Here is a 13,728-nt window from a genome sequence, read left to right as displayed (position 1 = left end):
ATATGCCGGTTAAATTTACAAAAATGCATGGCGCGGGTAACGACTTCGTCATGATCGACACCATTAGCCAACGGATTAAGCTGAGACCGCGAGACATTCGCAGAATAGCTGACCGCCGTCGAGGCGTTGGTTGTGATCAGGTCTTACTGGTAGAGCCTCCGGGGCAGCCGGAAGCGGATTTTCGCTATCGTATTTTTAACGCAGACGGCAGTGAGGCTGGACAATGCGGCAATGGTGCGCGCTGCTTCGCTCGTTTTGTTCGCCACCGCCGACTCACGCACCTTAAGAAAATGGTTGTCGAAACCGGCAGCAGCTTGATGACGCTCACGCTTCGGGACAACCACGAAGTCGAAGTCGATATGGGCCCACCTGTATTCTCCCCCTCTGACGTTCCCTTTAACCGAGATCAGGAAGCCACCGAATACAAGCTTAAAGTCGCGGAGGAACAGCTTCGTGTAGGCGCTGTGTCCATGGGGAACCCTCACGCCGTGCTGCGTGTATCGTCAGTTGATGATGGCAGTCTGGAACGACTTGGTGAGGCTATTCGGAGCCACAGCGACTTTCCTGAGGGAACAAACGCCGGATTTTTAGAAGTTGTCGACCGACAAAAAGTACGACTGCGAGTCTTCGAGCGCGGCGTAGGAGAAACCGAAGCCTGCGGCTCCGGCGCCTGTGCAGCGGTGGTCTATGGCCGACGCATGGGATGGCTGGACGACAGAGTGACAGTGGAATTAACCGGGGGTAAGCTGACGGTGCAGTGGACGGGCGGGAACAATCCCGTACTTATGACTGGCCCCACAGCGATCAGCTTCGAAGGTACCGTCAGACTCTAGCCCGAATTTAGCGGGAGATTTATTAGCTGCCCCTTCGAGCCTTACTTCGCAGAAGGGTTAATACGCTTTTCTACTTGATCAAAAGAGGCATACAAGCGCGTGGACGAAGACGATATTCGAGATTTTCTGGTTCAGAACCCCGACTATTTTCAGAAGAATCCTGAGCTTCTGGGTTTGCTGCAAATTCCTCACTCAACAGGTGCTGCGGTTTCGCTGGTTGAGAGACAGGTCAGCGTGCTCCGCGACCGCAATGTCGATTTGCGACATCGCCTACGCGACCTCGGGAGCACTGCGAAAGATAACGATCAGATGTTTGCCGATACTCGGGAGCTGGTCCTTGGCTTATTACCCGCACAAGGCCCTGAGGAACTTGAGTCAGCGCTCATCAAAGTGCTCCGAGATACTTTTGATATTGAATACGCCAGCCTCACACTTTTTGATGATGGGGATGAGCATTCTGACGCCGTGCGCCGCGTTCCCGAATCTCAATTGAAGGGCAAGCTCGGGTCACTGCTTGTTCGTGGCACCGCAGGATGTGGTGCCTTGCGCGCCGACGACTTCGCATTCTTGTTTCCGGGAGCCCAGCTAGTCGGCTCAGCTGCCATTGCCATCATTGAGGATAACGGGAAAGCGCTTGGCGCCCTTGCCGTAGGTAGCTCCGACGCCGGTCATTACGATAGCGATATGGGCACACTGTTTTTGGAGTTCGCTGCCGAGGTTGTCGCAGGACTACTCGCGCGTATCGACCGGTCTTAAGGCATGTCGGGCAGCGCCTCTCAAGCGGCGAGCCTGGAACAGCGTAGCGCGGCCTTTCTCGAATATCTGCGCAGCGTGCGTAGGCTCTCTCCGCACACGGTTGCTGCCTACCGACGGGACCTGAATAACTTCCTCACGTTTAGCCAGGAACAGAGCTTGCGGCTGTGCCATGAGGTTCAGGAGAGTCACGTTCGCCAGTGGCTCGCCCAAGGACATCGGAGGGGGCTCGCGCCTAATAGCCTGCAGAGGCAGCTATCCGCTCTACGCGCCTACTTTCAGTGGGAGAGTAAGGATACGGGAGAACGACGTAATCCTGCGCTTGCTGTTCAGGCACCGCGAAAACGGCGGAAGCTCCCGGGGACCCTGGAAGCGGATCAGGTAGGACAGTACCTGCGCGCTGACGCAGACGATCCGCTGCAGCTTCGCGACCTGGCAATGGCTGAGCTGTTCTATTCATCCGGGCTCCGCCTTGCGGAGCTGCGAGCAGTGAACATCCATGATATTGACCGCGGCCAAAATCTGATCTCGGTGACCGGCAAGGGCAGTAAGACTCGTACAGTGCCGGTGGGCGGCGCAGCTATCGCCGCAATCGACACCTATTTACCTCATCGCCCTGCGATCTCAAGCGATGCCGACGAGAACGCGTTGTTTATCAGCAGCCTTGGCCGGCGGATCAGCGAACGCTCCATACAGGCACGTGTCCAACTGTTAGCCGAGCGCAACGGCCTCGGTCGCGATGTACACCCCCATATGCTTCGACACTCTTTCGCTAGCCACTTGCTGGAGTCCAGCGGAGATCTGCGGGCCGTTCAGGAACTCCTGGGCCACAGCGATATTTCCACCACCCAAATCTATACCCATCTCGACTTTCAACATTTAGCCAAGGTGTACGACGGGGCCCACCCGAGGGCACGCAAACTAAAGGACGACGAAGAGCAGTGACGATCAAGGTAATAACGTTCGATCTGGACAACACGCTCTGGGACGTTGAGCCGGCGCTATTGCGAGCCGAGGAAGCACAGCGGCAATGGTTCCTTACTCATCGGCCGGGGCTTATGGAAGACATCAGCCACGAAGACCTTTGGGATCTCAAGAAGCGCGTTTGGAAAGCTCACCCCGAACTTGCCCACAATGTGACCGCGATGCGCCTGCGCTTCCTGCAAGAATTTCAGCTAGCTGCAGGGATTGACGAAGACAGTGCGATAGAGGGTGCAGAACAGGCTTTTGCGGCATTTTTACATGAGCGACAGCGCGTCGAGCTCTACAGTTCAGCCTTGGGGGTACTGGAGGGCTTAGCCGAGCGTTTTCGACTGGGGGCACTGACCAATGGCAATGCCGACGTCTATAAAACAGATGCCGGGGAGTATTTTGATTTCGCGTTTCTAGCGGAGGACATCGGCGCCAGCAAACCTGCTCCCGACATGTTTCATGCCGCGTTAAACACCACCGGCGTACAAGCTAAGGAGATACTCCACGTCGGTGACAACCCAGATCACGACATACTGGGTGCCTTGCGAGTGGGTATGCATACGATATGGCTGAATGCTGACAAATCTCCCTGGCCAGCTTCAGAAGCGGAAGAACACCTCGCTCCCCACGGAGTCATTGAAACCATTGCCGAACTACCCGAGGCCGTGGAAAAACTTGAGCGACTTTTAGAGGCCAATAAAGGGAACTAGCCCGCTAATTGTCGAATCGATCCGCACCGTAGATGGGGCATTGCTCTACGGGCACGGGCTCGGGGCCGCCGATAGCACTGATCACCGCCAGCCAGCAGTCGTCAAAAATCGAGCAATAGCAGTAGCTGAGACTCACCCTGCCAGCGTAGATTGCGCCCTGCATCCCTTCCACGGTTGCCCGGTCGTTGGTCCGAAAAGAAACCAGGGAATCTCCCGGTGACAGTACGCGTCCTGTCACATCACTGCGACCATAACGCACGCTCTCAGCGACCTCGGCATCAAGGAAGGCTGCAAGTACCGCCCGCCAGTTACGGTAAACCTCACCGTCAATCAGCAGCTGCATTTCCCGCATTCGCGCCGGCCCTACGCCTGCGTTGGTCACCTCTAGGGAAAACTCAGCTTTGTCGTCCTGTACGAAATCTCTAATCGTCACTTGTACATAAGGCCAAACCGTCGCTGCGGTCTGCTGACGTACCGCCTCTGATTCGCTGAGCGCCGCATAGAGGGCCACTCCGCCGGTGAAAACGCCGGCTAAGGACAAGAGCGTCTGCCAGAATGTCAGGCGCAGAAAAGCCCGTTCGATACTCGCAAAGCCTCCAGCGGGAACATTGGCTTTGCCCAAACTTTGGTTTTCCTGATCCTGCGGATTGCTCATACGAGTGGGAACCGCGAAGAGCTAAGCCTAGATAGCGTCTTCGCCGGTTTCCCGCGTTCGAATGCGAATGACCTGCTCAAGACTTGATACGAAAATCTTGCCATCCCCGATTTTTCCAGTGTCCGCTGCAGAGACAATCGACTCCACCGCTTTATCCAACTGTTCGTTACCCACGGCGACCTCAACCTTCACCTTAGGCAAAAAGTCCACAACGTACTCGGCACCACGATAAAGCTCGGTATGGCCTTTTTGTCGACCAAAGCCTTTTACTTCCGTCACGGTTATACCCTGCACGCCGACATCAGCAAGTGCAGATCGGACATCATCGAGTTTGAAGGGCTTGATGATCGCGGTAATCAGTTTCATGGCTTCACTGCTCTAAGGACGAGGTGTTCGTCGATGATAGGGACTCAGGGCATGCGGCTGCAAGCGCTTAACTGAGTTGCGAACGCGACCTTCGTTTCGCCGCCGATGTGTTTCGGTGCTATCGAGCAAACGACAAGGCACAAAATGTAAATCTTAACGAGAATGATTATTATTTATTGTCAGGTTAGCATTTCCTCGTTACTATCCACCCTTCCACGTCACACGTAACTCCCGAGTACCGTTTGGAGATCTCAATGAAGACTCGTCACCACCGCTTTCGCCTCACACCGCTGGCTATTGCGCTATCCACATCCTTACTGGCAACGGCGCAGGCAGCAGAACCTGACGCTATAGCTGATAGTCGTTTGGCGGTCGAAGAAGTCTTCATCTTTGCCAACGCAGATGACGTTCGCTCCCTTCCGGGCTCTGCGGCCCTGGTAAGTGAAGAGCAGTTCCAAATCGAGTTCGCCAACGACATCAATCAGCTCCTAAAAACCGTACCCGGCACATATATTCGCGAAGAAGATGGCTACGGTCTCCGGCCAAATATCGGTATCCGTGGAGCAACCTCGGAGCGCTCCTCCAAGATCACGTTAATGGAAGATGGCGTGATGATAGCGCCAGCTCCCTATTCGAACCCCGCGGCCTATTACTTCCCGACAGCGATGCGTATGCACAGTGTCGAGGTCTTAAAAGGTGCGCCGCTCCTGCGTTATGGGCCCCAGACAACAGGGGGCGTAGTCAATCTGGTCTCGACGCCCATTCCTGAAACTCTCAGCGGTAGCCTCGACCTACGCGCAGGTCAGAATGGTGAGCAGGATTTGCTGGCGAATGTCGGTGGTCAGTACGGACAGTTTGGCTTTCTTGTAGAGACCGCCCAGCGCCGCAGCGATGGTTTCAAAGAAATCGATCGCGGTAGCGATAGTGGCTACGACATCGAAGACTACGTCGTGAAGCTCGCATGGACAGGTGATCGCCAGTCGCTCTTGTTTAAAGCGCAGTACTCTGACGAGATTTCTGATGAGACGTACCTTGGTCTAACAGACATAGATTTTTCGGCGAATGAAGATCGTCGCTACGGTTTGTCTTCCATAGATCAAATGAACAACTACCACGCAGGTTTTAGTCTGCGTTATGCGCTCGAGCTCAGCGACACGCTCAACCTGTCGGTGTTGGCGTACCAAAACAATTTTTCAAGGGACTGGTTCAAGCTTAGCGGTGGCAACTCCTTTGTGAATGCGGCGAACGCCGGAGATGCTACAGCACAGGCCATACTCGATGGAGAAGCCGATGCTTTTGGACTCCGTTACAAACACAACAATCGTGACTATGAATCTCGGGGCGTAGAAATCAATCTGGATCAGACAATCGGCGATCACAGTCTCAGCTATGGAGCACGCATTCACGAAGACGAAATGGATCGTTTTCAGCCCATAGATATCTATGATCAGATTAACGGCGAGTTGATTAATACGGGCCGGGTTGAGCCAACAGGGGGCGACAATCGTTTGGAGGACGCAGAGGCACTATCGGCATGGATTACCGATAGTTGGCAGCTGACAAACGCCCTGAATCTTAACTTTGCGCTCCGTTACGAAGATGTCGATAGCAGCCGCCGTCAGTTCTCCGACCCTGAGCGAGAGACCGACCCCAGCCGTCGCAGCAACAACTCCAGCGAATGGTTACCCGGAGCGTCTTTTACCTATCAGCTGAACGACCAATGGCAGGCACTTGCGGGTGTACACCGTGGCTTTTCGCCTCTGGGCGGCGGGGCGCAGGATTTTGAAGAGCCCGAGACCAGCGTGAACTGGGAAGCAGGTGTGCGCTACACAGGGAGCTGGTACCTGGAGGCCATTGCCTTTTACAGCGATTTTGATAACAAGACCGAGAACTGCTCCAACGCGAACCCCTGCAGCAATGGTGCTACCTCCGGTGCTTTCACCACGGGCCAAGCAGTGATTCAAGGCCTGGAACTCCAGGCAAGCACAGTACTAAGTTTTGGCGATATGAACGCGCCCATTGACCTCGCTTATACCTACACGGACGCAGCTATCAGTCGTGACAATGAAGAAGAAGGCTTTGATGATGGGGACACGCTCGCTGCGGTTCCCGAAAACACGCTAAGCCTGCGCGTGGGCCTTGAGACAGCAATGAACTGGGACAGCTACGCGGTGATTAAATATATCGACGAAACCTGCGTCACCATCGGTTGTAACACCGACAGCAATCCCTTCAACCGGACTGAGAACCTTCTCGTTACCGACCTCATCAGCCGCTATGCAATAAACGACGATGCGGTGGTGTTCGTAAAGTTTGAGAACGTCTTTGACGAACGATCCATTGTGTCACGCCAGCCAGAAGGTGCCCGACCCAACAAGCCGCGCACTGCGTCCGTAGGGCTCCAGTACCAGTTCTAAGCATCTGGGTAGCAGTACCAAGCCGACGTTTTTACGTCGGCTTTTTTGTGTCTCATGCAAACGTTAGCAAACGTGGGCTGTAGGCTGAGGTCTTCTCGTATCTTGTGTAGTAGCGAGCTCGACCCGGGCACCTTACCTACTTCGCTCGCTGAGTAGGGGTACGCTCGCTTCCTAGGCAAGGTTCCCAGCCCTCCGTGCGATTGAAACAGCCACTGAGGCCTACAAAGGGCTTGGGGCCTATGAGGAAAGGCTAGCTGGCGCGCTCTACGGAACGAGCGTCCCCCAACTTAGCGAGTGCAGTAGTTCGTGTCAGCTAGCCTGACCACACCCCCCGCACTGCTGCATAAAGGCTAGCTGGCATGATCTACGAAGCGAGCGTCCCCCCACTAAGCGAATGCAGTAGTTCGTGTCAGCTAGCCTGACCACACCCCCGGCACTGCTGCATAAAGGCTAGCTGGCATGATCTACGAAACGAGTGTCCCCCCACTAAGCGAATGCAGTAGTTCGTGTCAGCTAGCCTGAAGGGATCATCCAGAAATCGGAGAAGTTTGGCGCAAAAAAAAGGGGGCCCAGAGGGCCCCCAAAAAAACGCATTGAAATAATGCGCCCGCAAGACTGTTGATTACTTGGCGGAGACGAACTCCGGGTAAGCCTCTAGACCACACTCGGAGAGGTCCACGCCTTCGTATTCCTCTTCCTCGGTGACTCGGATACCCATAACAGCTTTGATCGCGAAGAAGGCGATGAAGCTAGTTACAAAGACCCAACCAAAGATAGTCGCCGCACCGATAAGCTGTCCGCTGAAGCTTGAGCCATCATTAGTAACTGGCACCAGGAGCAGACCCAGCAGACCTACCACACCGTGCACCGAAATGGCGCCCACGGGGTCGTCAATCTTGAGCTTGTCCAAGGTGATAATAGAGAAGACCACCAAAACTCCGCCGACCGCACCGAATAGCGTCGCCATCAGAGGTGTTGGGGTAGAAGGCTCGGCAGTAATCGCCACGAGACCAGCCAAAGCACCGTTCAGCGCCATGGTCAGATCTGCCTTACCAAAGAGCATGCGCGCTGTCAGCAGGGCCGCGACCAGACCGCCACAAGCAGCGGCGTTAGTGTTCATGAACACTACCGCTACCGCGTTAGCATTCTCTACGCTGGCGGTCGCCAGAACCGATCCGCCGTTAAAGCCAAACCAGCCCATCCAAAGAATGAATGTACCCAAAGTCGCCATAGGCAGGTTAGCACCCGGGATGGCTACTACCGATCCATCAGCGCGGTACTTGCCTTTACGTGCGCCCAACAGGAGCACACCTGCTAGAGCAGCAGCTGCACCAGCCATGTGTACGATGCCTGAGCCAGCGAAGTCTGAGAAACCAAGGTCACCCAAAGTGTACATACCGAAGACAGGGTCACCGCCCCAGGTCCAGTTTCCTTCCATAGGATAGATAAAACCGGTCATGACCACCGCGAATATCAGGAACGACCAGAGCTTCATGCGCTCCGCAACCGCGCCAGACACGATAGACATCGCTGTGGCAACAAACACCACCTGGAAGAAGAAGTCGGCTGAAGGAGCATAAGTCGCCGCTTCTTCGGCTCCCGTAACACCGTCACCGGTGATGCCCGCAAGGAGGCTAGCGCCGAGCGAGGGATACATAATTGAGTAACCCACGACCATATACATGGTGCAGGCAATCGCAAATAGTGCGACGTTCTTTGTCAGAATTTCGGTGGTGTTCTTGGATCGCACCAGACCGGCTTCAAGCATAGCAAAGCCAGCTGCCATCCACATAACCAGCGCGCCGCACACGAGGAAGTAAAACGTGTCCAGTGCGTAGCTCAGTTCAAAAATTTGGTTTTCCATGAAAAAATCTCTCGTGCTGAATTCAGGGATTAGGTAGCGCGTTTAAAAAGGCGCTCGTTAGATGGCTTCTTCACCGGTTTCGCCGGTGCGAATACGGATCACCTGCTCCAAACTGGAAACAAACACTTTGCCGTCACCGATCTTGCCGGTGTTCGCTGACTTCGTGATCGCTTCAATCGTCTGATCCACCATGCCTTCAGCAACGGCAACCTCGATCTTTACTTTGGGAAGAAAGTCGACGACGTATTCCGCGCCGCGATACAACTCGGTATGACCCTTCTGTCGCCCGAATCCTTTGACCTCTGTAACTGTGATGCCTTGTACGCCGATCTCTGACAGCGACTCGCGCACGTCATCAAGCTTGAATGGCTTCACAATGGCCGTTATTAACTTCATGTAGTTCTCCTGACTGAACAAGGGCGCTCAATTTGCGCCGTTCGGCTCGCCGTTTAATCGTCTTATTGCACCACTTTGCGAGGAGCACGACGGTTCCGCCTAGGATTGAGCAATGGATATGCCACCCGTCATTTTTATCGAATAATCAGTGTCTTAGATGTTTTTGAGTATCGAAGGGCCGTTATTTGACATTTGATGCCGCAAAATAGCGCACCAAAATAGTGCCTAGATCTGTTTTGGTGCACTGCCGTGAGCTGTGAACCGAGGGCACCATCCTCTACACTGGGGCAGCGATCAGCAGGAGTACACTTTATGGCGCTCAAACCGCCCCCACTTAGTGAGGTTATGCAGCAAGTCAACGAGTTGGTCGGGCCAGCCGGCCTGGTCGACGAGGTGGATAAAAACGCTCGGCAGCTGATTCAGTCGGCTCTGCGCAAGCTCGATTTTGTCAGTCGTGAAGAGTTCGACGCTCAGAGCGCGATTCTTGAACGCACCCGAAGTAAGGTCGCAGCGCTCGAATCCGAGCTAGCGTCAATGAATGAGCTGGTCGAAAAGCTGGAAAAACAGACAGCGAGCTGACGCTTCGAGACTACTAGCTTCAAAGTTGAGCCTCAGCTTTAAAGCAGAGCTTAAGCTCCAAGGTACAGCCTAGTCGGGCAAGGATGCCCGCGCGGTTACTCAGGGAAGAGGAAAAGGAATGCGTACATTAACGCCGGTCCATGAGTGGGCTATGCCTAAGCCATGAATCTCTCATGAGCTATGCCGTAGTGCTCTCCCGAGCCAATCAGGGACTGGATGCTCCGCTGGTTCGTGTGGAGGTTCACCTCTCAAACGGGCTTCCCGCCTTTACCGTTGTAGGAATGCCCGAAACGGCGGTCCGTGAAAGCAAAGACCGGGTTCGCAGTGCCCTTCTAAACTCCCACTTCGAATTCCCGGATCGACGAATCACCGTCAACCTGGCTCCTGCCGATCTACCAAAAGGTGGAGGACGGTTTGATCTACCCATCGCCTTGGGAATTCTGTGCGCCTCCGGGCAACTACCCCAAGGTACCTTGCTGGATAGTGAGTGTGTCGGAGAGCTCGCACTTGACGGCACACTCAGAAGCGTTCGTGGCACAGTCACCGCGGCGATGGCCGCGAGCCAAAACAAGCGTCGTATTGTTCTGTCACTGGAGTCCGCATCTCTGTGCAAAGCCGTGCCGCATTCACGACTTGTTTACGCAGCAGACTTACTATCACTTTGCGCAATCTTGCGTGGTCGAGCGCCTTTACCAGACGCACAGACAACCAGCCAGACAGTAGAAACAGTGGGTGCAGACATGGCGGAGGTCAACGGCCAGCTCGTCCCCAAACGCGCGCTGGAGATTGCCGCCAGCGGCGGCCACAACCTTCTGTTATCAGGCCCTCCCGGTACCGGCAAAAGCCTTCTCGCGAATTGTTTGCCGGGTATTTTGCCGCCCCCCGACGATAGCGAGTGGCTGACGGTTTGCGCACTCTATGACATCCAAGGCAAAACTCACAGAAAACGGCAGCGAGCCTTTCGTGCTCCGCATCACAGTGCTAGTGCCGCAGCACTGGTCGGCGGGGGCTCAATTCCTGCGCCCGGGGAGATTTCTCTGGCACATGGCGGCGTGTTGTTTCTCGATGAGTTACCAGAGTTCTCGCGCCACACCTTAGATATGCTTCGAGAACCTCTGGAAACCGGCGAGATCCGGCTCGCTCGAGCGACGTGCAGTATCCGCTATCCGGCACGCTTTCAGTTGATTGCCGCAATGAACCCTTGCCCCTGCGGATATGCCGGAGACGGCCAGAAGCCCTGCAAATGCGGCGCGGCCCAGCGTTTGAGCTACGGCGCGCGAGTGTCCGGCCCCCTTCTGGATCGCATGGATTTGCAGGTGCGTGTTAATCGAGAGAACGCCGAGGATCTGTTCGCTCCCCACCGAAATGAGAGCTCCGCCACAGTGCAGAAACGCGTGGTCCAATCTAGAAAGAGACAGTATCTGCGTCAGGGCAAGTGCAACGCCATGCTCAAGGGATCCGAGCTACTGGAAAAATGCGCCTGTGGCCCACAGGAACGGCAACTCATTCAAAGAAGCGCGAAGCAGCTAGACTTGTCTGCCAGGGCAATACACAGGCTCCTGCGCGTTGCACGAAGTGTTGCTGATTTGAGAAAAGAAGAATCCGTAACTACCGCAGCGGTAAAAGAAGCGCTGGCATATAGAGATACGGTTAATCAGGAATGAACCACGAGTACCCGCGAGATTAATTTTCTACAGGCACAAAAAAGCCGCTACGATACTTCGTAACGGCTTCGTATTTGCAAGATGCTTGGGAGATGTCTGAAAGCTGTCTGTGAGCTGTCTGGAAAATGCCTGTGAGCCGCACTAAAGAAAACAGCTGAACGTTTAACCTAGTACAGAAAGCCCAAGAACCGCGTCCCTACTGGCTGTTCTCAACCATGAAATCTACCGCCGCCATCACTGCCTCATCCGACAGATCTGCGCGACCACCTTTCGCCATCATGCCGGTCCCTGCCAGGCCATTGATGCCGCTGTTGTAGAGCTCATCAATACCCTTGGCAATCCGTGGGCTCCAGGCTGCTGCGTCGCCAACAATAGGCGCGCCGGCGGCACCAGAAGCATGACAAGCCAGACAGGCAGTATTGTAGGTACCCTCGCCATCAACAACCGCAACAGCTCCCGATGCGCCCATGGCACCCATGGCTGCGGGAACACCGCCGCAGCTCTCGCCTTGCAGACAGACTTCGCCCACCGGTGCGATACGCGCTTCGATGGCTGCTCGTTGCTCATCAGTAAGCTCTACAGCCTGCGCCGCTGCAATCAAACCCAGTGAAAGACCTAACAATAAAATTCGCGTCAACACGATTAACCCTCCGTTTCGTGGGCGCGCATTATAGCCGCAGGAGTAGCGGCTTCAAAGCACATACTGCACGCGGCAATCTCAGCAAAAGCGTCTGCCTCTGCTACCATTCGCAGCCTCGGACAATCACAACACACGCTAGCGAGAGCCTATTCATGCACTTGTACACCTATGATTCAGCCCCCAACCCACGACGCCTCGGCTTGTTTTTAGCTTACAAAGGCATAGATTTGCCCACGACGCAGATTGATATGCGTGAAAACAAGCACCGCGACGCTGAATTTCTAGCGATTAACCCTTTGGGAACCTTGCCGGCATTGATGACCGACGAAGGCGTTATGCTCACGGAAGTTATCGCCATCTGCGATTATCTCGACGCTCTTTACCCCGACAAACCGCTTATGGGCAGCACCGCGCTGGAGCGGGCCTTAGTGATCAGCTGGGACCATCGTATTTTTGTATCCATTTTTGAAGCCTTCGCGGAAATGCTGCGCAACCGCAGCCCAGCCTTTGAAAACCGAGCACTTCCGGGACCTTTGGACATTGAACAAATACCAGAGCTGGAAACCCGCGGTCGCAAGCGATTCCGAGGCAGCCTGGAACTTTTCGATACCGAACTCGGTGATAAGCCCTTCCTCTGTGGCGACTCCATTACCTTTGCAGATATCGATCTTCTGGTGGGAGTTGAAACCGCTCGCTGGGTGAAAGAATCGATTCCCGAGGGGTGTGACAATCTCCAGGCATGGCTGGAGCGCAGTCGCGCCGCACTCAGCTGAAACCCATTTGGCGTCTCGGCGCAGCTTCTCTGACCGTCTCTAAGATGAGACCGCTTGTTGTTGCCGCTCTGATTCTCCTCTTAATCGCCTGCACGGCAGGCGGGCAAAGCGCTGAGTTAGAGAACTATCTGGAACGGCTGGCGCGGCCCCTCGGCTTTGATGCACCACCGGTAGAGAATCTCAAACGCCCCCTGCCTCCCCGTGCAGAGTCCCTTCACATAAGCTTGCCGGGGAGCAAACTGGATGGACTGGACTTTCTCCGCCTCCGAGGCTGCGCATTGCAGCAGACCATTGCCCGGCGCAACAGCAGTCTAGGGCGCGTTGCACCACCGTCTCAGCGGTTGCTCCTGGAGCTGGCCTTCTTGCGTGACGCACCCGCGTGCATCGAAACCCTCAGATCCGATGGACGAGATGAGCTCGCAGAACTGATTCAGGAAACCGCGACCCTTAAAAAGTCCCAGCTTCCAGCGCTTGTATTTAATGCGACCTTAGGGAACAGGGAGTACCGGGATTTTTGGCGAGCTACCGCCATTCCCGAAGACTACCCAGTGAACACCAGCAGCCTCGCGATTACCGCCCTTGAGCAGATCACCGCCGATGCAATTCGTTGGATGTCCGGCGATTTTGAGGCCGATGACATTGCCTTTGAGCTAGCGCTCTCAGAGGTAGCGAAAGGCGATGGTGGAGAGCTACTCGCGGCGCTGTCGCGTCAAGCGGCGTACCTCAACGCTGGCAATGAGCTGATAGCCAAAAGTATCGCCCAAGGCCCTCTCTGCACGACGCACACCCTCGGCCCTGCCGCGCCCATAGTGCGCACCGTAGTAAACAAGTTTTTCATTCAAGAGATTCAAGCGAGAGCCGCCAGCATCAACCAACGCCACTACGCGCTGATAGAGCCTGTTTCCGAACTCGAGTTACTGTTGAGCCAGACGCTCCCCGACGACTATGAACGCTGGCGCGTGTACCGGGAAACGACGCTCGCGGACGGGACGCAGTCTACAAAAGATCACGTGGCGCAACTGCAAGCACTACTTGGCATTTGCTACGCTGAGTTTGCAACCAAGGCCTGAAAAGGTGCTTATTTGCTCTATTAACTGTTGATCGCA

The 13,728-nt window shown here is 55.1% G+C and carries 14 protein-coding genes; 9 read left to right on the top strand and 5 right to left on the bottom strand.

All coding sequences use genetic code 11. From position 1 onward, the window contains the following. Positions 1-2 precede the first annotated feature (2 nt). From dapF to R0137_RS04640, 4 genes are all read left to right on the top strand, one after another. Positions 3-833 (top strand): diaminopimelate epimerase, encoded by an 831-nt coding sequence (gene dapF, locus R0137_RS04655; RefSeq protein WP_407328931.1) that lies wholly within the window; start codon positions 3-5, stop codon positions 831-833. Between the two features lie 99 nt (positions 834-932). Further along, positions 933-1,589, top strand: coding sequence for a DUF484 family protein (locus R0137_RS04650; RefSeq protein ID WP_407328929.1), 657 nt, complete (start codon positions 933-935; stop codon positions 1,587-1,589). Positions 1,590-1,592: 3 nt separating this feature from the next. Continuing rightward, complete coding sequence (gene xerC, locus R0137_RS04645) at positions 1,593-2,531, top strand: tyrosine recombinase XerC (RefSeq protein ID WP_407328928.1); 939 nt, start codon at positions 1,593-1,595, stop codon at positions 2,529-2,531. Further along, positions 2,528-3,268 (top strand): HAD family hydrolase, encoded by a 741-nt coding sequence (locus R0137_RS04640; protein WP_407328926.1) that lies wholly within the window; start codon positions 2,528-2,530, stop codon positions 3,266-3,268. Before xerC ends, R0137_RS04640 begins: the two co-directional genes overlap by 4 nt. A 4-nt stretch (positions 3,269-3,272) precedes the next feature. Here the strand turns inward: R0137_RS04640 and R0137_RS04635 are convergent, their stop codons facing one another. Further along, a complete protein-coding gene (locus tag R0137_RS04635; protein ID WP_407328924.1) occupies positions 3,273-3,923 on the bottom strand; it encodes a hypothetical protein in 651 nt (216 codons plus the stop codon). Between the two features lie 27 nt (positions 3,924-3,950). Beyond that, positions 3,951-4,289 (bottom strand): P-II family nitrogen regulator, encoded by a 339-nt coding sequence (locus R0137_RS04630; RefSeq protein WP_407328922.1) that lies wholly within the window; start codon positions 4,287-4,289, stop codon positions 3,951-3,953. A 254-nt stretch (positions 4,290-4,543) separates the two neighbouring features. On the opposite strand from R0137_RS04630, the gene R0137_RS04625 reads away from it, so the two are divergent. After that, the gene (locus R0137_RS04625; RefSeq protein ID WP_407328920.1) at positions 4,544-6,706 is read left to right on the top strand and encodes a TonB-dependent receptor family protein; all 2,163 of its coding nucleotides are present in this window, start codon (positions 4,544-4,546) and stop codon (positions 6,704-6,706) included. Positions 6,707-7,328: 622 nt separating this feature from the next. On the opposite strand, the gene R0137_RS04620 is transcribed toward R0137_RS04625, so the two are convergent. After that, positions 7,329-8,570 carry an ammonium transporter gene (locus tag R0137_RS04620; RefSeq protein WP_407328918.1) on the bottom strand — a complete coding sequence of 414 codons (1,242 nt, stop codon included), beginning with the start codon at positions 8,568-8,570 and terminating at the stop codon, positions 7,329-7,331. 57 nt (positions 8,571-8,627) lie between these two features. Then, positions 8,628-8,966: a P-II family nitrogen regulator gene (gene glnK, locus R0137_RS04615; protein WP_040809830.1), complete on the bottom strand. Its 339-nt coding sequence runs from the start codon at positions 8,964-8,966 to the stop codon at positions 8,628-8,630. 312 nt (positions 8,967-9,278) lie between these two features. On the opposite strand from glnK, the gene R0137_RS04610 reads away from it, so the two are divergent. Both R0137_RS04610 and R0137_RS04605 read left to right on the top strand, forming a co-directional pair. After that, positions 9,279-9,545 (top strand): accessory factor UbiK family protein, encoded by a 267-nt coding sequence (locus R0137_RS04610; RefSeq protein WP_407328916.1) that lies wholly within the window; start codon positions 9,279-9,281, stop codon positions 9,543-9,545. 173 nt (positions 9,546-9,718) lie between these two features. Further along, on the top strand, positions 9,719-11,209 hold the full coding sequence (locus R0137_RS04605) for a YifB family Mg chelatase-like AAA ATPase (RefSeq protein WP_407328915.1): 1,491 nt from the start codon (positions 9,719-9,721) through the stop codon (positions 11,207-11,209). Between the two features lie 196 nt (positions 11,210-11,405). On the opposite strand, the gene R0137_RS04600 is transcribed toward R0137_RS04605, so the two are convergent. Then, positions 11,406-11,849 carry a c-type cytochrome gene (locus R0137_RS04600; protein WP_407328914.1) on the bottom strand — a complete coding sequence of 148 codons (444 nt, stop codon included), beginning with the start codon at positions 11,847-11,849 and terminating at the stop codon, positions 11,406-11,408. Between the two features lie 152 nt (positions 11,850-12,001). On the opposite strand from R0137_RS04600, the gene R0137_RS04595 reads away from it, so the two are divergent. Together R0137_RS04595 and R0137_RS04590 are read left to right on the top strand one after the other, a co-directional pair. Further along, positions 12,002-12,622: a glutathione S-transferase family protein gene (locus R0137_RS04595; RefSeq protein ID WP_407328913.1), complete on the top strand. Its 621-nt coding sequence runs from the start codon at positions 12,002-12,004 to the stop codon at positions 12,620-12,622. 44 nt (positions 12,623-12,666) lie between these two features. Then, on the top strand, positions 12,667-13,692 hold the full coding sequence (locus R0137_RS04590) for a DUF3080 family protein (RefSeq protein ID WP_407328912.1): 1,026 nt from the start codon (positions 12,667-12,669) through the stop codon (positions 13,690-13,692). Positions 13,693-13,728 lie beyond the last annotated feature (36 nt).

It is taken from the genome of Congregibacter brevis, assembly GCF_045689245.1.
GTDB lineage: Bacteria > Pseudomonadota > Gammaproteobacteria > Pseudomonadales > Halieaceae > Congregibacter > Congregibacter brevis.
The sequence above is the reverse complement of the archived record's forward strand: the minus strand, read 5'-3'. Positions and strand labels throughout refer to the sequence as shown.

Coding starts and splice junctions, on each gene's coding strand:
- dapF (WP_407328931.1), top strand. CDS start 3: ATGCCGGTTAAATTTACAAAAATGCATGGCGCGGGTAACGACTTCGTC.
- xerC (WP_407328928.1), top strand. CDS start 1,593: ATGTCGGGCAGCGCCTCTCAAGCGGCGAGCCTGGAACAGCGTAGCGCG.
- R0137_RS04635 (WP_407328924.1), bottom strand. CDS start 3,923: ATGAGCAATCCGCAGGATCAGGAAAACCAAAGTTTGGGCAAAGCCAAT.
- R0137_RS04630 (WP_407328922.1), bottom strand. CDS start 4,289: ATGAAACTGATTACCGCGATCATCAAGCCCTTCAAACTCGATGATGTC.
- R0137_RS04625 (WP_407328920.1), top strand. CDS start 4,544: ATGAAGACTCGTCACCACCGCTTTCGCCTCACACCGCTGGCTATTGCG.
- R0137_RS04620 (WP_407328918.1), bottom strand. CDS start 8,570: ATGGAAAACCAAATTTTTGAACTGAGCTACGCACTGGACACGTTTTAC.
- glnK (WP_040809830.1), bottom strand. CDS start 8,966: ATGAAGTTAATAACGGCCATTGTGAAGCCATTCAAGCTTGATGACGTG.
- R0137_RS04610 (WP_407328916.1), top strand. CDS start 9,279: ATGGCGCTCAAACCGCCCCCACTTAGTGAGGTTATGCAGCAAGTCAAC.
- R0137_RS04605 (WP_407328915.1), top strand. CDS start 9,719: ATGAGCTATGCCGTAGTGCTCTCCCGAGCCAATCAGGGACTGGATGCT.
- R0137_RS04595 (WP_407328913.1), top strand. CDS start 12,002: ATGCACTTGTACACCTATGATTCAGCCCCCAACCCACGACGCCTCGGC.
- R0137_RS04590 (WP_407328912.1), top strand. CDS start 12,667: ATGAGACCGCTTGTTGTTGCCGCTCTGATTCTCCTCTTAATCGCCTGC.